General features: G+C 50.3%; 16 protein-coding genes and 1 pseudogene. 13 read left to right on the top strand and 4 right to left on the bottom strand.

What is annotated here, in order from left to right:
• Both CRG49_RS07495 and CRG49_RS07490 read right to left on the bottom strand, forming a co-directional pair.
• Positions 1 to 273: helix-turn-helix domain-containing protein (locus CRG49_RS07495; RefSeq protein ID WP_097784577.1), on the bottom strand; the 273-nt coding region annotated here is incomplete at its 3' end.
• A gap of 94 nt (positions 274 to 367) precedes the next feature.
• Complete coding sequence (locus CRG49_RS07490) at positions 368 to 2,320, bottom strand: Dam family site-specific DNA-(adenine-N6)-methyltransferase (protein ID WP_198515152.1); 1,953 nt, start codon at positions 2,318 to 2,320, stop codon at positions 368 to 370.
• A gap of 197 nt (positions 2,321 to 2,517) precedes the next feature.
• Between CRG49_RS07490 and mfd the strand changes: the two genes are divergently transcribed.
• On the top strand, positions 2,518 to 5,928 hold the full coding sequence (gene mfd, locus CRG49_RS07485; protein WP_095501777.1) for a transcription-repair coupling factor: 3,411 nt from the start codon (positions 2,518 to 2,520) through the stop codon (positions 5,926 to 5,928).
• Between the two features lie 75 nt (positions 5,929 to 6,003).
• Here mfd and CRG49_RS07480 read toward each other — a convergent pair.
• Positions 6,004 to 6,195: pseudogene (locus CRG49_RS07480) on the bottom strand (metallophosphoesterase); the annotation flags it as partial.
• 309 nt (positions 6,196 to 6,504) lie between these two features.
• Here CRG49_RS07480 and CRG49_RS07475 point away from each other — a divergent pair.
• Together CRG49_RS07475 and recB are read left to right on the top strand one after the other, a co-directional pair.
• A complete protein-coding gene (locus CRG49_RS07475; RefSeq protein WP_095501778.1) occupies positions 6,505 to 7,407 on the top strand; it encodes a Dyp-type peroxidase in 903 nt (300 codons plus the stop codon).
• 101 nt (positions 7,408 to 7,508) lie between these two features.
• Positions 7,509 to 11,150: an exodeoxyribonuclease V subunit beta gene (gene recB, locus CRG49_RS07470; RefSeq protein WP_095501779.1), complete on the top strand. Its 3,642-nt coding sequence runs from the start codon at positions 7,509 to 7,511 to the stop codon at positions 11,148 to 11,150.
• 285 nt (positions 11,151 to 11,435) lie between these two features.
• Here recB and CRG49_RS07465 read toward each other — a convergent pair whose 3' ends face one another.
• A complete protein-coding gene (locus CRG49_RS07465; protein WP_095501781.1) occupies positions 11,436 to 11,657 on the bottom strand; it encodes a YdcH family protein in 222 nt (73 codons plus the stop codon).
• Between the two features lie 240 nt (positions 11,658 to 11,897).
• On the opposite strand from CRG49_RS07465, the gene CRG49_RS07460 reads away from it, so the two are divergent.
• From CRG49_RS07460 to CRG49_RS07415, 10 genes are all read left to right on the top strand, one after another.
• Positions 11,898 to 12,641, top strand: a complete 744-nt coding sequence (locus CRG49_RS07460) for a nitroreductase family protein (RefSeq protein WP_095501782.1) — start codon at positions 11,898 to 11,900, stop codon at positions 12,639 to 12,641.
• Positions 12,634 to 12,993, top strand: a complete 360-nt coding sequence (locus CRG49_RS07455; RefSeq protein WP_095501783.1) for a hypothetical protein — start codon at positions 12,634 to 12,636, stop codon at positions 12,991 to 12,993. Before CRG49_RS07460 ends, CRG49_RS07455 begins: the two co-directional genes overlap by 8 nt.
• 140 nt (positions 12,994 to 13,133) lie before the next feature.
• Complete coding sequence (gene glyA, locus CRG49_RS07450) at positions 13,134 to 14,384, top strand: serine hydroxymethyltransferase (RefSeq protein WP_095501784.1); 1,251 nt, start codon at positions 13,134 to 13,136, stop codon at positions 14,382 to 14,384.
• A gap of 335 nt (positions 14,385 to 14,719) precedes the next feature.
• Complete coding sequence (locus CRG49_RS07445) at positions 14,720 to 16,519, top strand: assimilatory sulfite reductase (NADPH) flavoprotein subunit (protein ID WP_095501785.1); 1,800 nt, start codon at positions 14,720 to 14,722, stop codon at positions 16,517 to 16,519.
• Between the two features lie 471 nt (positions 16,520 to 16,990).
• Positions 16,991 to 17,497 carry a hypothetical protein gene (locus CRG49_RS07440; protein ID WP_095501786.1) on the top strand — a complete coding sequence of 169 codons (507 nt, stop codon included), beginning with the start codon at positions 16,991 to 16,993 and terminating at the stop codon, positions 17,495 to 17,497.
• A gap of 122 nt (positions 17,498 to 17,619) precedes the next feature.
• On the top strand, positions 17,620 to 18,201 hold the full coding sequence (locus CRG49_RS07435) for a hypothetical protein (RefSeq protein WP_095501791.1): 582 nt from the start codon (positions 17,620 to 17,622) through the stop codon (positions 18,199 to 18,201).
• 191 nt (positions 18,202 to 18,392) lie between these two features.
• On the top strand, positions 18,393 to 19,343 hold the full coding sequence (trxB, locus tag CRG49_RS07430; protein WP_095501787.1) for a thioredoxin-disulfide reductase: 951 nt from the start codon (positions 18,393 to 18,395) through the stop codon (positions 19,341 to 19,343).
• Positions 19,344 to 19,584: 241 nt separating this feature from the next.
• A complete protein-coding gene (locus CRG49_RS07425) occupies positions 19,585 to 21,609 on the top strand; it encodes a site-specific recombinase (RefSeq protein WP_095501788.1) in 2,025 nt (674 codons plus the stop codon).
• Between the two features lie 215 nt (positions 21,610 to 21,824).
• The gene (locus CRG49_RS07420; RefSeq protein WP_095501789.1) at positions 21,825 to 22,469 is read left to right on the top strand and encodes a 2OG-Fe dioxygenase family protein; all 645 of its coding nucleotides are present in this window, start codon (positions 21,825 to 21,827) and stop codon (positions 22,467 to 22,469) included.
• A gap of 77 nt (positions 22,470 to 22,546) precedes the next feature.
• Positions 22,547 to 23,800: a cysteine desulfurase-like protein gene (locus CRG49_RS07415; protein ID WP_095501790.1), complete on the top strand. Its 1,254-nt coding sequence runs from the start codon at positions 22,547 to 22,549 to the stop codon at positions 23,798 to 23,800.
• The last annotated feature ends 140 nt before the right edge of the window (positions 23,801 to 23,940 follow it).

Raw genomic sequence — 23,940 nt, 5'->3', positions numbered from 1 at the left:
CATGTAGCGTAACTCTTCAATCAGCTCTGCCTGAGTTTTTTCATGGTCGGGTTTGTCGACGATAAAGGGATTCTTGCGTTTGGTCTGCATAGTCTTCATAAGCGTAGCCTGTGGGTGTTGAAGTGCGGTTATACCGCCTTGGCAGTAGGCGGCAATCCAACGGCGCAGATGTGTGCGTGAGACGTTGAAATGGTCTGCGGTGCGCTGTTGGCTGTGCACTTGATGGTAATGGAGTACGGCTCGGTATTTGAAGTCTAGTGTATATTTGGACATAAGAAAACTGCACCTTTTTAAGTTGGGGGGAAAGTGTCCAACTTTTGGGGTGCAGTCCATACTTGTTTTATTTTCAGACGGCCTTTTTATTTGATCAATAATTGGTAATCAACACTTCCTGTGTTTCGCTATTTTTGTGCTTCGCCTGATAATTGGCGTTTTGGTAATGGAAATTCAAATAGTTGATGTTAAACGCATGTTCAACACACCAATCCAATAATTGCTGATGCATTTTGCCTTTGTGTTTCATCACATTAGATAAGGCAAAGCGAATCTGATGCGCGTTGCAGGTTTGGAGAAACTGCAATAAATCGCGCTCATCTTGCGCCGTCCAGCCGCCATTTTCGTTATAGACCGCCGTGCCCAGCAAATACGGCGGATCAAGATAGAGAAAGGCGTTTTGCTGCCGTAAATGCCCAATGTCTAAATCGCGGAAATCTTGGCAGGCAAAACGGATATGGCGCGTGTGCAGCCTTTCCATAAACAAGCGCAGCTTGTTGCGCAGGCTGATATTGAAATCGCGCTTGCCCACCGGTAAATTGAATTCACCTTTTTGGTTAAAACGGATTTGGTTATTGAAGCCGTAAAAAATCAGCAGCAGAAACAATAAATTGTCTTTCGATTGGTTGTAATCTTGCCGCAATTGGGCAAATGGCTGTTTATTGAATTTGCCCAAACCATTGTTGCTGTTGCATTCATAAAAATCGTAATCGTGGCGGAAAGTATCGCTTAAGCCGTAATGCGCGATTTTTGGCTCCAATTGCGCTACCAAATCGGTATAGCTTTGGCTTTGAATAAAATTGAGTAAATCAATCAGTTGCTGGTTTTTATCAATGCAAATAATTTCATCAGCCAAGACATTGATGCCCACATTGGCGCCGCCTGAAAACACATCGTAAAACACACCAAAAGGCTCGGGCAGCTTGGCCTTGATTTGCGGCAACAATTTGCCCTTGCCGCCGGTGTAGTTCAACGGCGATTTGACGATGGTTTCATTCGATTCATTAGAGGGCATCAATGCAAACGATTCGTCACGAATGCCGACTTTACACAAAAACAAACGCTCTTTATGCTCGGTCAACTGGGTTTTTCCGGTGGTAAACGCATGAAAATCCTGCTCAAATACCGACACTTTGCCCTTTTTCTGCAAAATTTCCATGATTTGTACATCGGAAATTTTGGCATTCGAGCGTGAATTGATTTTTGAACCGGTATTGTTATACGACACCAAAATATATTTGGCATCAATGTTTTCAATCAATTGGCCAAACTGCGCCGCTGCTTTTTGCGTGCAATAATCGCTTTTTAGATGGCTTCTGTCCATTTTACGCGCCACACCGTGCACTTCAGGCTTGGCGTTGACGGCAACATTTTCCAAAAAATGATAAGCATCGCCGTATTGGCGCGAATTATACGGCGGGTCGATATACACGATGTCGCTGCGAATGCTTTTCACCAGCTCATTGGCATCCTGCTGAAAAATTTGATTCCCCTGATTGTGTGCTTCTTGTGTTTGCGGCAAACGCAACACCAGCGGCTTGGCCAAATCGCCACTGCGGCGGAAAGCATCGTAATGGCCGACAGTATTGGCGATGCGGTCGATGGCATACAATAATGATGTAATCAACACCGCCTGTTCACGTGCATTGATTTTGCCTTGGGCGAACAAAGCATCGATGTCGTCACGAATCACGCCGATTTTGCGCATATTTTGGCGACTCAAAAAGGTGTCGGCAAAATGGTGCGAATAATAGTTTTCAGACGGCATATCGGTTAATTGATTGTAGCCGTCAATTAATTCTTTGATTTGCGGCCAATTCACCGATTCATCCGCCAAGAAAGTTTGATAAGCCAAAAAATTGCCGAATAAAGTATCGTTGATTTGAATGCGGAAACGGTCGTTGAAGTGATGCGCGACCACGCCTGTGCCGCCGAATAAATCGGTAAAGGTATGGCAATCGTGGCAGTGTGTGCCAATCACGTTATCAATAAAAGCCAGCAGCTTGAATTTGCTGCCCAAATAGCGGCGATTGTGAATCTGAAACATATATTTCCAAATAAGGCATCTTGTGCATCGCATTATAATACCAAACCGCAAAAATCACGCTATGGCTACGATGATTTTTCGCTTACTTGGTCTTTCTGTCGCCAACATGATTTTATTTCTCTGATAAAATAAGCATTCCTAACATTCAGGCCGTCTGAAACCTTTCAGACGGCCTCAACCTGTTTTCATCTGCCATCATGACTTATCCGATTCCCAAACCTCAAGAAAAAACCCGTTGGCTCAATCTCTCGCAAGGCTCATTGCCGTTGGCTTTGGCACGCCATTTGCCACACAAGCAGCTTAAAGTGGTGTTGACCCAAGATGCCGAGCAAGCCCTGCGTCTTCAGACGGCGTGGCAGTTTTTCCGGCCACACGATACGGCGGTTTTCCTGCCCGATTGGGAAACGCTGCCCTACGAGCGTTTTTCGCCGCATCACGATTTGGTGTCGGAACGCTTAGCGGCTTTATGGCAGATTAAAAGCGGCGCGGCGGATGTGCTATTTGTGCCGGTGGCAACGGCGATGCAGAAATTATCGCCGGTGTCATTCTTGGCCGGACGCACGTTTTGGCTGAAAACCGGCCAGTCTTTGGATTTGGATGCGCTCAAAGGCAATTTGATTGAAGCCGGTTACAGCCATGTATCGAATGTGGTGGCCACAGGCGAATTTGCCGTGCGCGGCGGCATTATTGATTTGTTCCCGATGGGCAGCGATATGCCCTACCGCTTGGATTTGTTTGACGACGAAATCGACAGCATCAAAACCTTTGATCCCGACACTCAGCGCACCGTCGCGCCGGTCAGCGAAATCCGCCTTCTGCCCGCGCACGAATTCCCGACCGACGACGATGCGCAAAAAATCTTCCGCAGCCGTTTCCGCGATGAAATCGATGCCGACTATCACGCAGCGGCAGTGTATAAAGCGGTGAGCAACGGCCATTTCGGTGCGGGCGTGGAATATTATCTGCCGCTGTTTTTTGAAAACGAGTTGGATACGCTGTTTGACTATGTCGGCAATGATGCACTGTTTGTCTGCTTGGGCGATGTGCATGCCGAAGCCGCGCGTTTTCAAAGCGATGTCAAATCACGCTACCAAATGGCACAAGGCGATGAGACTTACCCGCCTTTGCTTCCACAGCATTTGTATCTCACCTCCGACCAATTCGCAGGCCGTCTGAAAGCATATGCCCAAGTGTGGCCGGATGTGTTCAGTCACGACCAAAACCTGCCCGATGTTGCGGTCAACCGCCAAGCAGAACAACCTCTTCAAGCCCTGCTCGATTTTCAGACGGCTTTTGACGGGCGTATTTTGTTATGCGCCGAAAGTCTCGGCCGCCGCGAAACCATGACCGGCTTTATGCAGCAAAACGGTATCAAAGCCAAAGCCGTGAGCGATTGGCAAGGCTTTTTATCGGCACACGAGCCTTTAATGATTACCGTGGCACCGCTGGCTTACGGTTTCCAGTTGCCCGAGCAAAACATCGCCGTAATTACCGAATCGGATTTGTATCAATACGTCGCCAAATCCCGCAAAACCAACCGCCGCAAAAAACACGCCGATGTTTCAGACGGCCTGTTGCGCGATTTGGCCGAAATCAACCTTGGCGATCCGGTGGTGCACGAAGAACACGGCATCGGCCGCTATATGGGTTTGGTTACCATGGATTTGGGCGGCGAAACCGCCGAAATGATGCTGCTCGAATACGCGGGCGAAGCGCAATTGTATGTGCCGGTGTCGCAGTTGCACCTCATCAGCCGCTATTCCGGCCACGCGCACGATAATGTGCAATTACACAAACTTGGCACCGCAGCATGGAACAAAGCCAAACGCAAAGCCGCCGAAAAAGCGCGTGACACCGCTGCCGAATTGCTCAACCTCTACGCCCAACGCGCCGCACAGGAAGGCCATAAATTCGACATCAACGAATTGGATTACCAAGCCTTTGCTGATGGTTTCGGCTATGAAGAAACCGAAGACCAAGCCGCCGCCATTGCTGCAGTGATTAAGGATTTGACCCAAGGCAAGCCGATGGACAGATTGGTGTGCGGCGATGTCGGTTTCGGCAAAACTGAAGTGGCTTTACGTGCCGCATTTGTGGCGGTGATGGGCGGCAAACAAGTGGCCGTGTTGGCACCGACCACGCTTTTGGTCGAACAACACGCGCAAAATTTTGCCGACCGCTTCGCCGATTTTCCGGTTAAAGTGGCATCTTTATCGCGCTTCAACAACAGCAAAACCACCAAGGCCGCCTTGGAAGGCATGGCCGACGGCACGGTCGATATCGTGATTGGCACGCATAAACTGGTGCAGGATGACATCCACTTTAAAAATCTCGGCTTGGTGATTATCGATGAAGAACACCGCTTCGGCGTGCGCCAAAAAGAGCAGCTCAAACGCCTGCGCGCGAATGTCGACATCCTCACCATGACCGCCACCCCGATTCCGCGCACCTTAAGCATGGCATTGGAAGGCTTGCGCGATTTTTCGTTAATTACCACCGCACCGAGCCGCCGCTTGGCCGTCAAAACCTTTGTCAAACCGTTCAGCGAAGGCAGCGTGCGCGAAGCCGTGTTGCGCGAATTGAAACGCGGCGGTCAGGTGTTTTTCCTGCACAACGAAGTCGATACCATCGAAAACATGCGCGAACGCTTGGAAGTCCTGTTGCCCGAAGCCCGTATCGGCGTGGCACACGGCCAATTGCGTGAACGCGAGTTGGAACAAGTGATGCGCGACTTTTTACAGCAAAGGTTTAACGTGTTGCTCTGCTCGACCATTATCGAAACCGGCATCGACATCCCCAACGCCAACACCATCATCATCAACCGCGCCGATAAATTCGGCTTGGCGCAACTGCACCAACTGCGCGGACGCGTCGGCCGCAGCCACCACCAAGCCTACGCCTACCTGCTCACCCCCGAATACATCACCAAAGATGCCGAAAAACGCTTGGATGCGATTGCCGCCGCCGATGAATTGGGTGCCGGTTTCACCCTCGCCATGCAGGATTTGGAAATCCGCGGCGCAGGCGAAATCTTGGGTGAAGGCCAAAGCGGCGAGATGATGCAGGTCGGCTTCACGCTGTATACCGAGATGCTCAAGCAAGCCGTGCGCGATTTGAAAAAAGGCCGCCAGCCTGATTTGGATGCGCCGCTGGGTGTGACTACCGAAATCAAGCTGCACAGCCCTGCGCTGCTGCCCGATGATTACTGCCCCGACATTCACGAACGCTTGGTGCTCTACAAACGCTTGGCCACCGCCGAAACGCGCGAACAAATCAACGCCATTCACGAAGAATTGGTCGACCGCTTCGGCCTGACCGAACCTGCCGTGAAAACCTTGATTGAAAGCCACCATTTGCGTTTGCAAGCCAAAGAAATGGGCATTGCCGGCATCGATGCCACCAATGAAGCGGTTACCGTCACGTTCGGTAAAAACAATCGCATCGACCCGACCGAAATCATCATGTTGATTCAAACCAACAAAAAATACCGCTTGGCCGGTGCCGACAAGTTGCGCTATAGCGCGGAAATGGAAAATATTGATGTGCGGATTAACACGGTGAAGGACGTGTTGAAAACTTTGAAAGAAAAAGTATTGGTGGCTGAATAAAATCGGCAACCTTTACTTGTCTGCAATCAAAAAAAGCCGTCTGAATTTTCAGACGGCCTTTTTGTATAATCAAGCTTATCGCCCCTTCACATCAATAATCCACACTTCCGCCTGTGAGCCCAAGCGCATCGGGATGCCCCAGAAGCCGTAGCCTGATGTCACAAAATAATGGCCGTTGCCGATGGCTTCGTAGCCGTAGGCCACGCGGTTGATGGTTTGCACGATTAAGTTGGCCGGTGCCACTTGGCCGTTGTGTACATGGCCAGAACAGGCCGACAATCAAACTGTTGGTAATCAAATAAGCCAAGCCCATCAGCCAGCGGCGGCCGCGTTTGCCAATAAACGGTGCCAATAGCCATTGCAACGAGCGCCCCAGACCAAAGGTAAAGAGCTGCATCAACACCAACACAATAATAAAAAATCCGATACGCATGAATCAACCTGCCTGAAAATAAGGCGCACATTCTAGCATAAAGCCGTGTCAACAAAGGCCGTCTGAACGCAAGCAACTGTAAACCGCCTAGGTAAATTGCGTTATAATATTGCCTGATGAAAACTGATATTCGGAAGCAAACCATGAATCCGCAAACCGCCATTATTTCTGACCACGCCAAATCGGGCGTGTTTATCGAAGCCGATATCCGCATCGGTCAAATCGATGCCGTTAAAGCCGCCTGCCGCGAGAGCGTTGCCCATCTTCAGGCTTTGCAGACCAAGTTTCCGCAAGCTGATTTGGGCTTGACCATTGCTTTTGGCAGCGAAGCTTGGCGTATTTTCGGCCATGCCGATGAAGGCCGTGAAATCAAACCGTTTACCCCTCTGGGCAACGGCTTGGCACCTGCCACGCAGCAAGACGTGTTGATTCACATTCAATCGCTGCAACAAGATGCCGCTTTGGCTTTGGCGCAAGACGTATTGGAAACCTTCGGCGATAGCTTAACCATCGTCACCGAAGAACACGGCTACCGCCTGTATCAAGAGCGCGGTTTGGACGGCTTTGTCGATGGCACGGAAAATCCGCAAGACCAAGCCATTTACGAAGCAGGCATTATTCCCGAAGGCCAGCCTGATGCGGGCGGTAGCTATGTGTTGCTGCAAAAATACCGCCACGATTTGAAACGCTGGAATAAAGTTGATGTGCCACACCAAGAAAGCTACATCGGCCGCAGCAAGGAAACCGACGAAGAGCTGGATAAAAGTGTGCGCTTGGCCGACTCACACTTAGGCCGTGTGGACTTGAAAGAAAACGGCGTCGGCCTGAAAATTGTGCGCCGCAGCCTGCCTTACGGCAAAATCACCGGCGAACACGGCTTGATGTTCCTTGCCTATTGCCACACGCTGCACAACATTGAAGCGCAATTATTGAGCATGTTTGGCGAGGCAGACGACAAAGTCGATTTGCTGCTGAAGCATATTTCAACTGCCGTTTCCGGTGCCTATTATTTCGCGCCGTCGGTTGAGCGTTTGCAAAACCTTTAATCGGCAATTTGGTGTGAACAGGCCGTCTGAAAGTCCATGAGTTTTCAGACGGCCTCTGCTATGATAAGCACATTCTTTTTCACTTTAAGCCTTTTACGATTATGTCCCATTCCGTTCACGCTTTTGCGCCGCTGTCGATTCCCATTCAAGGCACCAACCTGATTGAAGCCTCCGCCGGCACCGGTAAAACTTACGGCATCGCTGCCCTATTTACCCGCCTGATTGTGTTGGAAAAAATGCCGGTGGATAAGGTCTTGGTCGTCACGTTTACCAAAGCCGCCACCGCCGAACTCAAAACCCGCTTGCGTGCGCGTTTGGACGAAGTATTGCAAGCTTTGGAAAGCGTGGCAAACGCCGCCGAAGATTCAGACGGCCTCAATCAATATTGCGAACGCGAACACCCCGGCGATGTGTTTCTCAAAGGCTTACTGCAACAAGCATTAGCGCAAGAAAGCCAAGCGCGTTTAATCGTGCGCCTGAAAGCGGCTATCGGCGATTTCGACAACGCTTCGATTTACACCATCCACGGCTTCTGCCAGCGCGTGTTGCGTGATTTCGCCTTTTTGTGCCAAACGCAATTTGATGTCGAACTCGCCGACGACAGCCGCGAGCGTTTGCTGGTGCCGGCGCAGGATTTTTGGCGCGAACGGATCAGCAACGATCCGATGGCCGCCGAACTGGTGTTCCGCCACCGCGAAACGCCCCAAACCATGCTCGCCGAAATCCGCCCTTTCGTCAGCCGCCCCTATCTGGTTTTCAGACGGCCTGAAAACGGTTTGGCCGCCGCGCGAACGGATTTGCAGCAAGCGTGGGAAAACATCCAAGGCCGTCTGAAAAATATCGAAGAAGCGTTTTGGCAGGCATTTGACGGCGGCATTTTGAGCGGTACGTTTTTCAAAAAACCTTCCTATCAAAGCCTGTTTGCCGCACTTTGGCACGCCGCCGAAACCGGCCGTCTGCCCCCGTCCGACGCCGATTCGCTCAAACGGCTGGAAAACCTGCGTGCCGACGTGCTGCCGAAAAAACTTAAAAAAAAACAATCCCTTAGCAGCCAGACTGAAGCCGAACTGCACGGTTTGGGTTTGCTCGGCGAAAAACTGCAGGCCGCGGCCGACGAAGAAGAAAACGCCCTCACCCTGCTCAAGCTCGACCTGCTCGACCACATCAACCAAGCCTTGGCCGAACAGAAAAAATCCCGCCGCGAGCGCACATTTGACGATTTGCTGCTGGATGTGTTCAACGCATTGCAACCGGCCAATCCGCATGCCCAAGCCTTGGCCGAAGCCGTGGCAGCCACATGGCAGGTTGCCTTGATTGATGAATTCCAAGACACCGACCCGCTGCAATATCAGATTTTCAGCGAGATTTTTATCCGCCAAAACAAGCCTTTGTTTTTGGTCGGCGACCCGAAGCAGGCGATTTACAGCTTTCGCGGTGCCGACATTTATGCCTATCTGCAAGCGGCGGAAGATGCGCAGCAGCATTACACGCTGGCGACCAATTTCCGCAGCCATGCCAAACTGATTAACGGCATCGGTGCGCTGTTTCAATGCAAAAACCGCCCGTTTGTATTGGAAAACATTGATTACAATCCGGTTGGTGCGGTGCGTGAAGAAAGCCGCTTGTCGCCGAGCCGCCCTGCTGTTCAGGTTCGTTGGTTGCACGGCAATGAAACCGAGCCGCTAGACAAAGATGTCTTACGCAAACGTGCCGCCGAATATTGCGCCGATGAAATCGCTTTTGCCTTAAATGAAGCGGCGAAAGGCCGTCTGAATTTCAAAGAGCGGCCGCTGGAATCGGGCGACATTGCCGTATTGGTACGCACCCACAACGAAGGCAGCATGATTGCCCAAGCCCTGAAATCGCGTCGCATTCAAAGCGTATTGCTGCACCGTGAATCCGTGTTCGAATCGCCCGAAGCACAAGGATTGGCGGCTTTATTGGATTTCTGGCTCAATCCGCGCCGCACCGAATCGCTGCGTTTTGCCTTAAGCGGTGTACTGTTCGGCTACGATGCCGATGCACTTTACGCGCTCAACCAAAGCGAAGCCGGCCTGTTGGCGTGGATTGATTCAGCAGAACGCGCCGCCCAGCTATGGCAGCAAAAAGGCATTTACACCACCATGCAGCATTTTTCCGCCGAACACGGCATCGAAATCCGCCTGCTTTCAGACGGCAACGGCCGCAGCCTGACCAATTATCATCAACTGCTGGAACGATTATCCGAAGAAAACGAGCAAAGCCACAGCCCGGCATCGCTGCATCAATGGCTGCTGGCGCAAATCAATCTGGCCGAAAACGGTAAGGCCGGCGACAACAATGTCTTGCGTTTGGAAAGCGACGAAGCCTTGGTCAAAATCGTCACCATGCACGCGGCCAAAGGCTTGCAATATCCTCTGGTGTATTGCCCGTTTGTGTGGGACGCGCAAGACAATAAAGCGCACGATTGGCAGATTCTGCACCGCGATGGCGGCGAAAGCGAATTGCTGGCCGAACATCAGCTTGATGACGACGACCATACCCAATTGGCCGATGAAGAAATGGCCGAACGCCTGCGCCTGCTTTATGTTGCCCTCACCCGCGCCGAAGAACAATTGAGTATCTACGCTGCCTACTGCCAAGATACCGACGACAATACTTTCGCCTACCTGCTCGAAGGCCATGCCGACAGCACGCGTGAAGCCGTCAAAGCTGCTTATGAAGGCGAGCGCAAGGCCGGAAAAGGCGCAGCAGAAATGGCCATGTTGAAAAACAATTGGGCAAGATTCATCAACAAGCAAGCCGAAAACGAAAATACCGACTTTGTATTCACGGAAGATACACCTCCATCAGCCGCATATCATTCTGCTAAACAAACCGAAGTGCAATATCAAGCCGCCGATATTCCGCCGCGCGGATTTGAATACATCCGCCATACCAGCTTTACCGGTTTGAGCCGCCACGTCAAAGCGCACGACAGCGAACGCGAAGAATTACAACCGAGCTTGGATGCCGCAGAAAGCCACATCAGGCCGTCTGAAAACGTGGTTGAAAAAATCGACCATGACGAATTGAGCATTCACCATTTCCCGCGCGGCACCAATGCCGGCTTGTGTCTGCACGATATGCTGGAAAACCTTGATTTCCAACGCTCTGCCGCCGAACAAAGCGAGCAGATTTTGGAAACCTTAACCCGCCACGGCTTTGAAGAAAAATGGCTGCCTGCTGTGATGACCATGCTGGATTGTTGCCGTGAAACGCCGATTTCAGGCAAAGATACCTTATCGGACATTCAGCCGAGCGAGCGTTTACCCGAAATGGGCTTCACTCTGTATATGCAGGATTTCAACCTAGCCGCATTACGCGCATGGTTTGCCCAGCCGCATTTAGGTTTGCCGCCGGAATGCATCGAAGCGGCGCAAAGGCTGGATTTTCAAGATGTACAAGGCTATCTAAACGGCTTTATCGACATGACCTGCATCGCTTCAGACGGCCAAGTCTGCGTGATTGACTACAAATCCAATTACTTGGGTGCCAACGCAGCAGCCTATACCCCGCAAGCCATGAACGAAGCCATGGGCGAACATCATTACTACCTGCAAGCCCTGATTTACGCCATTGCCGTCGGCCGCTATTTCAAACTGCGCGGCCTTGCTTTGCCACAAATTGCCGTGCGCTATCTGTTTTTACGCGGCATGAACGGCACGGAAAATGGCATTTGGTCGTGGGATATTGATGCGGAAGATTTGGCAGATTGGGTGTAAAAAAAGGCCGTCTGAAACTTATTCGTTTTAGTTGTAGGTCGGATACTTGTATCCGACATTCTTAAACGAACGGCAAGGCTGCGAACTGATTGTCAGCTTTTATGTCATATGATGGTTTTATCATCTTTATAGGCATCTTAGAACGTCGGATACAAGTATCCGACCTACGTTTACTACCATTCTTCGTATAAAACAAATTCAATCTGATTTTCAACACATTAAAATTAAGTGAAAAGAAAAGCCGTCTGAAACTCATTCGTTTCAGACGGCCTTTTAAATCAATGCTTAAGCCTTACCGTCGGCTTTCAACAAAATTTCATACAAGCGGTCTTTCAATGCCAATTTTTCTTTTTTCAGCTCTTCAATATCATCCGCGCCAGCAGTAACCGGATTGTTTACCAAGCCAGTGATTTTGTCGTCCAATTCGTTATGCTCGTCAAACAAGCGGGCGAAGTGTGCGTCTTCTTGTTTTAATTTAGAAATCAATTCGCGATATTCTGGGAACATACTGTTTTCCTCTCTTTTTTAAATCAAAGTAAAAATAACACGGTGAAACCTGTGTTGTGTTGTCGATTTCTTGATTACATTATAGCAAAGGCAATATTTTTAGCCAGCTTTTTTGCGGTTGTAATCTGCTTTAAATCAAATATCCACCAAACATCTTCTATCAAGGGATGACCTTTCCTCTAGACGGCGTAAAAACACCGCCTTACAATCAGTAAAACACGCAACCGCAAGGACAAAACCATGAATCACGCCATCAAAACCATGAAAAACCACCGCGTATTCCGTCACTTCAAAACCGGCATCACCATGCCTCAGGAAGACGTGCAAACCATCATCGATTGTGCACGCCAAGCGGCTTCATGGATGAACGGCCAACACTACACCATCATCAACATCACCGATGAAAACTTACGCAGCCAAATCGCCGCCTTGCAACCTGCTAATCCGCAAGTTGCCACCTGCAGCACTTTTCTGATTTTCATCGCTGATTTACACCGCAGCGAATTGTGTTCGCAAGCCTATAACGGCACGTTTACCGCGGCTTCGCATTCCGATAACTTAATTACCGCCGTCACCGATGCTTCTCTGGCGGCACAAAATGCCGTTGTCGCAGCAGAAAGTCTGGGCTACGGCACTTGCTATATCGGCGGCATCCGCATGATTGCGGCGAATATTATCGAATTGTTGAATTTGCCAAAAAACACGTTCCCCCTATTCGGCCTGTGTATCGGCACGCCCGACATTGAAATGCGCGTCAAACCGCGTTTGCCGGAACACACCGTTTACGCTGAAAACCGCTATCCCGACGACCAAACGCTTTCAGACGGCCTCGAAGCCTATGAGCAAACCATGACCGAATTTGGTGAAGCGCGTGAAAAGCTGCCTTACCGCGAAAAATTTGCCCGCTATTACAGCAGCACCGAGCCGAAAAATGAGCCATTGATTTTCCAACAAGGCTGGCTGGGCGGCGGCCAACATGACTAAAATTCGTGCCGTTTTCGGTGCGGGCGGGCAATTTGTATTATTTGCTGACCGCCCTTACTGGATGCTCATCAACGATGCCGATTACGACCATGCGCCCCAATTAAGCGGCGAATTCAGCATTCACGATGAAGCCTTTTACCCGATTGACGGCAATGATGTGGCATTTGATTTGCCTGATAACGTGAAAGTTTTCAGCGAGGAAGCCCGCCGCTTGGAAGAAAGACGCTTGCAGATGTTGGCTTTGGAAGATTTGGCCAAAAACCTGAAAGCGGCGCAGGCTGAATATGATTTGGAACAACTCATTGGCAAAATCGATTTTTATTTAAAACAGGAAGATGTGTTTGATCGCTAATGTTCAGACGGCCTCAATAATATTTCGCTATGACTGCCTAAAATTGTTGACAATTCCAGCCAATTTGGTACATTACTCAGCTTATTTATCTGCAACATCATTTCCCCTTTCACAACCATTCCACCACAAAGGATAAGCCCATGTTTTCAAAAAGCGTAACCCTCGCACAATACGACCCAGAATTAGCCGCCGCCATGGATTTGGAAGTGCAGCGCCAACAAGACCACGTTGAGCTGATTGCCTCTGAAAACTACGTCAGCTGCGCCGTTATGGAAGCCCAAGGCTCACAATTGACCAATAAATATGCCGAAGGTTACCCAAGCAAACGTTACTATGGCGGTTGCGAACACGTTGACGTGGCCGAGCAATTGGCCATCGACCGCGTGAAAGAATTGTTTGGCGCGGCTTATGCCAACGTGCAGCCACACTCTGGTTCACAAGCCAACCAAGCGGTTTACGCTTCTGTATTGCAACCGGGCGACACCATTTTGGGCATGAGCTTGGCACACGGCGGTCACTTGACCCACGGTGCCAGTGTGAACATTTCCGGCAAATTATACAATGCCGTAACTTACGGTTTGGATGAAAACGAAGTATTGGATTATACTGAAGTTGAACGCTTGGCTTTGGAACACAAACCAAAAATGATCGTGGCCGGCGCGTCTGCCTACGCTTTGGAAATCGACTGGGCAAAATTCCGCGAAATCGCCGATAAAGCGGGCGCGTATCTGTTTGTCGATATGGCGCACTATGCCGGTTTGGTGGCCGGTGGCGAATACCCGAATCCGGTGCCTTTTGCCGATTTCGTCACCACCACCACCCACAAAACCTTGCGCGGCCCACGCGGCGGTGTGATTTTGTGCCGTAACGAAGACCACGCCAAAGCCTTGAATTCAGCCATCTTCCCAAGCCTGCAAGGTGGCCCTCTGATGCACGTTATCGCTGCCAAAGCCGTGGCATTCAAAGAAGCGCTGCAACCTGAATTCAAACAATACGCCAAACAAGTCAAAGTCAACGCTGCGGCGATGGCAGAAGAATTGGTGAAACGCGGTTTGCGCATCGTTTCCGGCCGCACTGAAAGCCACGTTTTCTTGGTTGACCTGCAACCGATGAAAATCACCGGTAAAGCTGCCGAAGCCGCTTTGGGCAATGCGCACATCACCGTCAACAAAAACGCTATCCCGGACGACCCTGAAAAACCATTCGTGACTTCAGGTATCCGCATCGGTTCTGCTGCGATGACTACCCGTGGTTTCCAAGAAGCCGATGCCCGTGTGCTGGCAAACTTGATTGCCGATGTTTTGGAAAATCCGGAAGACGAAGCGAACTTGGCCAAAGTGCGCGAACAAGTGACCGAATTATGCAATAAATATCCAGTTTATGGTGCGTAATCTTGTCAGACGGCTCACTATTTTTCAGGCCGTCTGAAACCAGTTTGTTGTATTAAAAAAGCCGTCTGAGTGCATTTCAGACGGCTTTTTCTTATTTTGTTCAAATAATGAATATCTTACTGATTCAGACGACCTTATGGTACATGCCGTCTGAAAACTTATAACGAAAACGCATTAAATTAAAACCAACCATTCTTTCCTTTTTTCAGACGGCCTGTATAAAGTAACGCTACCTTCAAATGCCTGCCGTTGCAGACATACGCAGCAAAAAATCAAAATGTGGCGGCCGTTGCCGACAATATTCAGCAACGCACCGCCTCGACAAAGGAACCGTCATGAGTCAAGCCAATCCGTTACCTGCCGAAATTTCGGCGCAATTATCTGCCCTGTCGCCAACCCAACTGGCTTGGCTGTCGGGCTATTGCTGGGCGCAAAGCCAAGGCGCAGCAAGCGGCACTGGTGTGGCACCGGCTGCATTTGCCGCCGAAGCCGCTGCCCCTACTGTCGCCCGCCGTGTTACCGTATTATCTGCTTCGCAAACCGGCAATGCCCGCCGCGTGGCCGAATCCCTGCATCAGAAACTCGAAGCCGCCGGCGTGAGTGCGCGCTTGGTTGGCGCGGCCGACTTCAAGAGCAAAACCTTACCTGAAGAAGACATTTTACTGCTGGTAACGTCTACCCAAGGCGAAGGCGAACCGCCGGAAGAAGCAGTGCCGTTGTATAAATTCGTGTTCGGCAAAAAATCACCTGATTTGAGCAAACTGACCTTTGCCGTATTGGGTTTGGGCGATTCTTCTTACCCTAATTTCTGCCAAGCCGGTAAAGATTTCGACAGCAAATTCGCCGGATTGGGCGGCAGCCGTTTGACTGATTTGGGCGTGTGTGATTTGGATTTCCAAGCCGCTGCCGATGCGTGGGTGGATGCGCTGGTGCCGAAAGTGGCCGAACTCTTTACTCAAGCCTCTGCCGCACCTGCGGAAAATGCAGCCACCGCTTCGGTGGCTGCAAGTGGCGGCGCGGTTTACACAAAAGAACAGCCTTACACCGCCACTTTATCCGTGCGCCAAAAAATTACCGCACGCACTTCCGAAAAAGACGTTGAACACGTCGAAATCGATTTGAGCGGCTCCGGCATTCAATATCAAGCCGGTGACGCGTTGGGCATTTGGCCGTTGAACGCGCCCGATACCGTGCAAAAAATCCTGAATCTTGCCCAATTAAGTGGCTCGGAAACGGTCAAACTCGCCGATGGCAAAGAAACCGACCTTCAGACGGCCTTAACCGAGTTTGCCGACATTACGCAAAATACCCCGGCTTTCTTGCAGCATTATGCCGAATTGACCGACCACGCCGAGTTGCGTGAAATCGTGTCCGACAGCGACAAACTCGATGCCTATCTGGCGATTACGCCGCCTGTGGGGGTGTTGGCGACTTACCCGAAAGCTTTGGACGCGCAAACCCTGTTCGGCCTGTTCCGTCCACAAACCCCACGCCTGTATTCCATCGCTTCGGCGCAGGATGAAGTCGGCGAAGAAGTCCATCTCACCGTCGGTGTGGTGCGTTTCGACCATCACGACCAAACCTACACCGGCGCAGCTTCGGGCTTTATCGGCGAGCGTTTGGAAGAAGGCGGTGAAGTAAAAGTGTTCGTTGAGCCCAACCCACATTTCCGCCTACCTGCCAACGGCGACACACCTATTATCATGATTGGCGCAGGCACCGGTGTGGCCCCGTTCCGCTCGTTTATGCAGCAACGCGAAGCCAACAGTGACGGCGGCAAAAACTGGCTCTTCTTCGGCAACCAACGTTTTTCCGATGATTTCCTGTATCAAATCGAATGGCAGCAATTCCGCAAAAACGGCTTGCTGACCCGCGCCGATTTGGCTTGGAGCCGCCAAGGCAAAGATAAAGTGTATGTGCAGCACAAAATCACGGAAAACGCCGCCGAAGTGTGGGCATGGCTGCAAGAAGGCGCGCATGTGTATGTGTGCGGTGATGCAACCCGCATGGCACGCGATGTCGAAGAAGCTTTGTTGAACGTGATTGCCGAACAAGGCGGATTGAGCCGCGATGATGCGGAAGACTACCTCAACGATTTGCGTGAAGACAAACGCTACCAACGCGATGTGTATTGATTAACTATCTCGATTTTCCTCCACCTTGAAGTAGCTTATGCCGTCTGAAAGATTTCAGACGGCCTTTTTTTTCAGACGGCCTTTACATGTTTGGCGGTAAAAATCCAGTATAATGCCACTTAAACACAGTAATAAGGTAAAATAAATTGGAAGGATTACAACAACTTATACAAATGTTAATCGCATTTGTGAATTGGATATTGAAATTACTCGACTTTTTGTTTTAAACTTAAGCCCAATCATTCATTTATTAAAGCAAATTTTCCATCATGCAAACGCAAATTCGCTCAGTTTCTTATTTCTATTGGTACCACACCGACGTGCGGTACTTTTTTGCGCTTGTCTGAAGCATAGAGAAATAAGCAAACGCGAAACATGCCGCCACGTAAATCGGGCGGCACTTTTGTTTTCAAGCTTTAACGGTTGCCGCCCAAAAAATCAAAAACACCCAAACTTTTTAAGGAGCAACCCATGAAACACGCCACCACCACCTTCACCCAAACCAACCCATTACACCGCTGCCGCATGATTGTCGATGGCAATATCCACCGCAGCGATTTGTGCGACGGCACATTGCCCGATGCTTCGGAAAACCTGATTAGCGAAGCCATGCTGCCGAGTATCCGCACCATCGCCACCTTAATCGCCGCCGAGCGCCATCAGTTCAACCAAGCCAGCCCGGCCGTGTTCACCGAAGAAGCCGATTTCTTTGCCGCCCGCATTTTGGTTTTGGGCGTGCGCCGCTTTCATCTCGACATCACCTTAATCCCGATGCTCAAAACCGCCAACCAACGCGCCCAAGCCTTCGCGTTCAAACATAATTTGCCGTTTACGCCGGCCGATATGCAAATGGCGCTGCACCCCAACCGTCCGGCCAATCTGCTCATCATCGAAACCGAACACGAAATGGAAAGCCAAGGCAATTTAATCGCCAACACTTTAGCCTTTGCCGCCAAATTGCCACGTTTGCCTTTGTAAAAAAACCGCAACCCGACTTGATAAATATTGAATTTCCCCTATATTACGACTCATAATCTGTTTGACGGATTTTGCCGAGTCAATCGGCTTAGACACAACACCATCTTATTATGGAAGCCAAAATGAAAAAAATCATTGCCTTAGCCGTATTATCGACTTTCGCGTTAGCTGCCTGCAAAGACGATACTCAAGCAAAATTGGAACAACAGCAAAAACAAATCGAAGCGCTGCAACAACAATTAAGCCAACAAAATAACCAAGCCACCGCACAAGAAGACAACACTGTTTATCAATTGGCAGAAGATGCCGTTAAAGACACCATTCCTGCCGAAGCCTTGGCCAACAACGGCAACGGCGAGCCTGTTACCGGCACCGACGGCCAACAATATATTTACGACCAATCTACCGGCAGCTGGTTGCTGCAAAGCTTGATTGGTGCCGCTGCCGGTGCGTTTATCGGTAACGCTTTAGCCAACAAATTCACTAAGGCCAATAATCAAAACAGCCCGGTTGCCCAACGCGCGCGCAACAGCTATTACCAAAGTGCCCGTCCGAACGCACGCACCAGCCAGCAACTGAACACCCGTTCTGTTCCGGCGCAAAACCGTGCCGCCACCACACCGAACTACCGCCAAACTCAGGCTGCGCCGTCTAACACCCGTCGTGCTGCCCCAGCTCGCCGTGGTTTTGGCCGCCGCCGTTAATTGAATACAGGCAGGCCGTCTGAAACTTTTCTTTCAGACGGCCTTATTCATTTCTAAAATATATCAAAATAAAAAATCTGATTAATTGAATATATTTTATTGCTATAAAGATAGTAAAAACCATTTATTCCAAAGCACACGCCTTTTCAGTACAATAAGCCATCTGAAATGCCAACCATAAAGGAAACAGCATGAGCAACCATCACAAACTGATTATTTTGGGTTCGGGCCCTGCCGGTTACACCGCCGCCGTTTACGCCGCGCGCGCCAATCTGAATCCGGTGATTATTACCGGTGTCGAGCAAGGCGGCCAATTGATGACCACCACCGAAGTGGACAACTGGCCGGCGGATGCTGAAGGCGTACAAGGCCCTGAATTGATGGCGCGTTTCCAAGCCCACGCCGAACGCTTCGGCACAGAAATGATTTTTGACCAAATCCACACAGTTGATTTGCAAAACCGCCCGTTCACGCTCAAAGGCGACATGGGCGAATACACTTGCAATGCGCTGATTGTCGCTACCGGCGCTTCGGCCAAATACTTGGGCTTGCCGAGCGAAGAAACCTTCGCCGGTAAAGGCGTATCTGCTTGCGCCACTTGCGACGGTTTCTTCTACCGTGAGCAAGATGTGGCCGTGGTCGGCGGAGGCAATACTGCCGTTGAAGAAGCGCTTTACTTGGCCAACATTGCCAAAACCGTTACCCTGATCCACCGCCGCGATACTTTCCGCGCCGAGAAAATCATGGTCGATAAACTGATGAAACGCGTTGAAGAAGGCAAAATCATTCTGAAGCTGAATGCCAACTTAGACGAAGTATTGGGCGATGATATGGGCGTGACCGGCGCACGTTTGAAACACAACGACGGAAGCACTGAAAACATCGATGTTAAAGGCGTATTCATCGCCATCGGCCACAAGCCGAACACTGATATTTTCAAAGGCCAATTGGATATGGATGCCACCGGCTACCTGCAAACCAAAGGCGGCACGGCAGACAATGTCGGTGCGACCAACATCGAAGGCGTGTGGGCAGCAGGCGACGTCAAAGACCACACCTACCGCCAAGCCATCACCAGCGCGGCTTCAGGCTGCCAAGCGGCTTTGGATGCAGAACGTTGGTTAGACAGCCAAAATCTCTAAAGCACCATTCACTGAGGCCGTCTGAACGTTTCAGACGGCCTTTTCTGATGTATTCAAATATAAAATGTTTAGCTTGTGCTTTTGTTGCACCTGACACATGAGCAAAGCAAAATCAGGTTATAATTGACGCCACGCGTGTGCCTATTCATATTAAACCTAGCCATACATAAAAAAATCAACGGCTTGTGCTATCTATCTCAAGCAACATCATCAAGCCCATATTTTTTATGGAAAACACCCAATGAAAAAACTCACTACCCAAAACCTGCACACACAGCTCAGCGAAGCGCTTGAAAGTAAAGAATTTGTGTTGATTCTCAACGCCATCATCGAATTTTTGCGCAGCGGCGGTAGAAGACAAGCATCACAGCGTTTTGATTTAATCATTGCCACGCTGAAAGACAATCCGGATTTGGCGCGCAAATTCAGCCAACGCTTTTATATTTGGCTGGAAAAGGTACACGTTTATCCGGCGCTGATTAAGCTCGGCCTTTTTTCGCGCGACAGTTTTATCCGCGAAATCAGCAGCCGTATTTATGAACGCTTCAGCCCGTCTTTCAAAGATTTCAGTAATTTATTGGAAGTTTTTCTCTATCTTTTCCATACCCAAAACGACGAAAAATGGCTACAAACCCTCAATCTGCGCCAATGGCTGGCCTTATACGAGCTGATTGAAGAACATGCCGATCCGACCTTGCTGCAAATTGTGCAACGCAAGCTGACCGATTCATTGCTGCGCTCAATGGAAATGCTTTCGCTTTGGATTGCTTCCGAAGCCATCGAGCCGGAATTGGTGCGCATTGCACCGCGCCTGCTGCATTCCGATTCGCCTTTTGTCGGCTTGCAACGTGAAATGGCCAAGCTGATTGAGCATTACCGCCTTGAAACCACGCCTTACGATACCGCGCATTTGGAAGTGATGTTCGACCAATGCGTGACACAAGTGGAATATCTCGCCCGTCGTGGCACCGGTGCAGGCTCCGGCTCATCAGTCAAAGTGGCGCACTTATTAGAGCGCCTGCAGCAGACCATAGGCCGTCTGAAACTCTTAACCGACATTCAAACCCAGCCGCAGCAGCGCACACGTTTGACTGTTGTGTTGATGAATTACCTGATTAATGCCGCTGTCGGCCAATACAGCACGCGCGAATTACGCCGCAGCAGTATCCGTATGTTGGCACGCAGCATTACCGAGAATACCAGTAACCACGGCGAACATTACATCACGCGTGACCGCAAAGAATACATGAGCATGCTCTATTCGGCAGCCGGTGGCGGTGTGATTATCGCGCTGATGGCGCTGAATAAAATCCATATTGGCACGCTGGGCTACAGCGAATTTTTCACCTCTGTTTTATCCGGCCTGAATTACGGCATAGGCTTTATGATTATTCATATGCTGCATTTCACCGTCGCCACCAAACAGCCTGCCATGACCGCCGCGCGCTTTGCCGAGAAAGTCGATTTAAACGAACGCGGCCGTGCGGTTGACAATAAATTGGCCAAGCTGTTGATTGACGTATGCCGCTCGCAAAGTGTGGCTGTATTTGGCAATGTGGTGGTGGCGATTTTGTTGGCGGGTATGATTTCGGCAGCTTTTATCAGCAGCAACCAACAGCCTTTATTGAGCGAACAAAGTGTGGCGTATCAATTGAAATCGATTGATATCTTTACCCAGCCAACATTGTGGTATGCCGCGATTGCTGGCGTTTGGCTGTTTTGCTCGGGGATTATCGCCGGCTTTTTTGACAACCGCTCCGACTATCTCGACTTGCGCAACCGCCTAACCGTGAATCCGCTTTTACGCAAAATCATGCCTGCTACCTTGCGCAAGCACTTTGCCGAATACATGCACAACCATTACGGCTCGCTGATGGGCAATTTCATTTTCGGTATGCTGCTGGGCATGACAGGATTCTTCGGCCATCTCTTCAACCTGCCGCTCGACATCCGCCATGTGGCCTTCTCTTCAGCCAACTTGGGTTATGCGGCAGTAAGCGGCGATATTGGTGCAGCTGCCTTTATCTACGGCATGATTGGTGTGTTGGCCATCGGCACGGTGAACCTGATTGTCAGCTTTGTTTTGGCTTTATATGTTGCCCTACGCTCTCGCGGCACTGAAATCGGCAGCATGTCGAACTTAATCAAAAACGTGTGGACGCAAGTCAAAACCAATCCGCTGCAATTGGTGTATCCGGTGCACATACCAAATAACGGCAATGGTAACGGTAACGGAAAAGACAACAGCGATTCTAAATCACACTAAACCCTTAAAATTTAAAAGCAATTATTCGCAGGATTCTTCAACGTAAGAATCCTGCTTTTTTTGTGTTCAGACGGCCTATTTTGCCAAAGTCATAAATGACTACATTCAATTACAAAATGATTGCGTAATCAAAAAAGCAACGATAATATGCCGATTAGCCATTGCCACAAGCATCAGGCCACATTCCAAAGAACAAAATTCAGGAGAAAATCAGCATGGATCAATTTGTTTACCGCATGGGCAATTTAACGCCTGAAGCCGCCCAACAACTCGGCCAATCCTTCCACACACTCAAACCAAGCCAATACAAAGATGGTGCCTACCGCCTGCGCCGCTATTCCAAATTCGACTATCAGCGCAGCAGCGGCAACATCGAATTACAAGCTGGTGCGCAGTTTGTGCAAAGCTCGGATTTAAACCGCTTTCAAGGCGACATCGCCCGCACTTACGACGACTTAACCGATGAAACCATCCGCAGCGATGGCTTTGCCCATATGATGGCATCGTTTGCCGATTATGCCGATTTGCCGGAAAACGTCGAAATCGAAGTGCATCAAATGCGCATCATTGCCAAATCGGCTGCCGAAGCTGCCGTGGCCACGCCCGAAGGTGTGCATCAAGATGGCTTCGACCGCATCGGCGTGTTCACCGTTGCCCGCCACAATGCCGATGGCGGCGAGCTTTATCTATGGCAAAACCAAAACGATAACGAAACCTTAGCCGCCTGCACACCGCAAGCGGGCGACTTTTGCGTGTTAAATGACAAAGCCATTTGGCACAGTGCTTCGCCCGTTACTGCTATTGAAGAAGATCAAGCCGGCTACTGGGATTTGTTTGTCTTAACCGCCAACCGAACCTAAACACACCATTACAATAAAAAGGCCGTCTGAAAGCACCCCTGCCTTTCAGACGGCCTAATCGACCAAAGAGAACGAATATGAACTACCCTATTGATACCATCAGAAGCCATTTTCCCGCCCTGTCTCAAGCCGATGACAAAGGCCAGATGCCGCTGCTGCTCGACGGCCCCGGCGGCAGCCAAGTACCGACACAAGTATTGCTCGCCATCACCGATTATCTTGGCCGCTACAACAGCAATCTGGGCGGCTACGCCGAGGCCGGTTTGAAAACCCAAGCGGTAAATCAAGCTGCTCGCACCGCAGCCGCCGATTGGCTGGGCTGCAATGCCGATGAAATTGTGTTCGGCTTAAACTCTACCAGCTTGATGTTCAACATCAGCCGCGCGGTAGCGCAAACTTGGCAGGCCGGAGATAATATCATCGTCAGCAGCCTAGACCATTTTTCCCACGTTTCATCATGGCAGCGCGCCGCCGAAGATCGCGGCGTAGAAGTCCGCACCCTGCCGCTCACGGCAGATGGCACCGATTTGGATGCCGACAAACTGGCCAATTTGATTGATGACAAAACCCGCTTGCTGGCATTTTCACTCGCATCCAATGTGCTGGGCACCATTCCCGATGCCGCCAAACTGATTCAAATGGCCAAACAAAAAGGCGTATGGGTCAGCGTGGACGGCGTGCATGCGGCGGTGCACCGTTTGCCCGATGTGAAAGCCCTAGATTGCGATTTTTTCTTTGCTTCTGCCTACAAACTCGGCGGCCCGCACTTAGGCATGATGTACGCCAAAAAAGCGCATTTAACCGATTTGAAACCATACAAAGTTGAGCCCGCTGCCGACATCGCGCCCAACCGTTGGGAGCAAGGCACGCAGTCATTTGAAGCGCAAGCCGGTTTTGTGGCCATGATTGATTACTGGGCAAACTTAGGCGGCAAAGTTTCAGACGGCCGCCGCGAAGCCTTAGCCGAAAGCTACCGCCAAGTCGAAGCCTATGAACAAAGCATCAGCGCGCGCGTGTTGGCGCATATCGCCCAACGCCCCTATATCCGCCTTTATGGCAAAAACAGCGAAAACGACCGCACGCCGACCTTTGCTTTCAATTTAGTCAAAGACGGCCAACTCTGCGATGCCGCCGCGGTCAGCCGCTGGTTGGGCGAAAAAAATATTGCACTTGGTGCAGGCAATTTCTATGCGCTGAATGTGGTACGCCATTTGGATTTGGTCGAACACGGCTTCTTGCGTATCGGTTGCCTGCATTACACCCACACCGATGAAATTGACCGCTTTTTTGCGCTGCTAGACGATTATGCGCGAGAGATTGGCGCTTTATAATACAAAAGGCCGTCTGAAAAAATATTTTTCAGACGGCCTTACATTCGCATTTCAAGTGCAACGCTCAAATGCCATTGGCAAGGGCTGCTGAAAACAGATCACCCGGTGTCTCATAGTCCAATGTCTTTCTCGGTCGGCGG

This window comes from Neisseria sp. N95_16, from assembly GCF_002551535.2.
GTDB lineage: Bacteria > Pseudomonadota > Gammaproteobacteria > Burkholderiales > Neisseriaceae > Neisseria > Neisseria brasiliensis.
The sequence above is the reverse complement of the archived record's forward strand: the minus strand, read 5'-3'. Positions and strand labels throughout refer to the sequence as shown.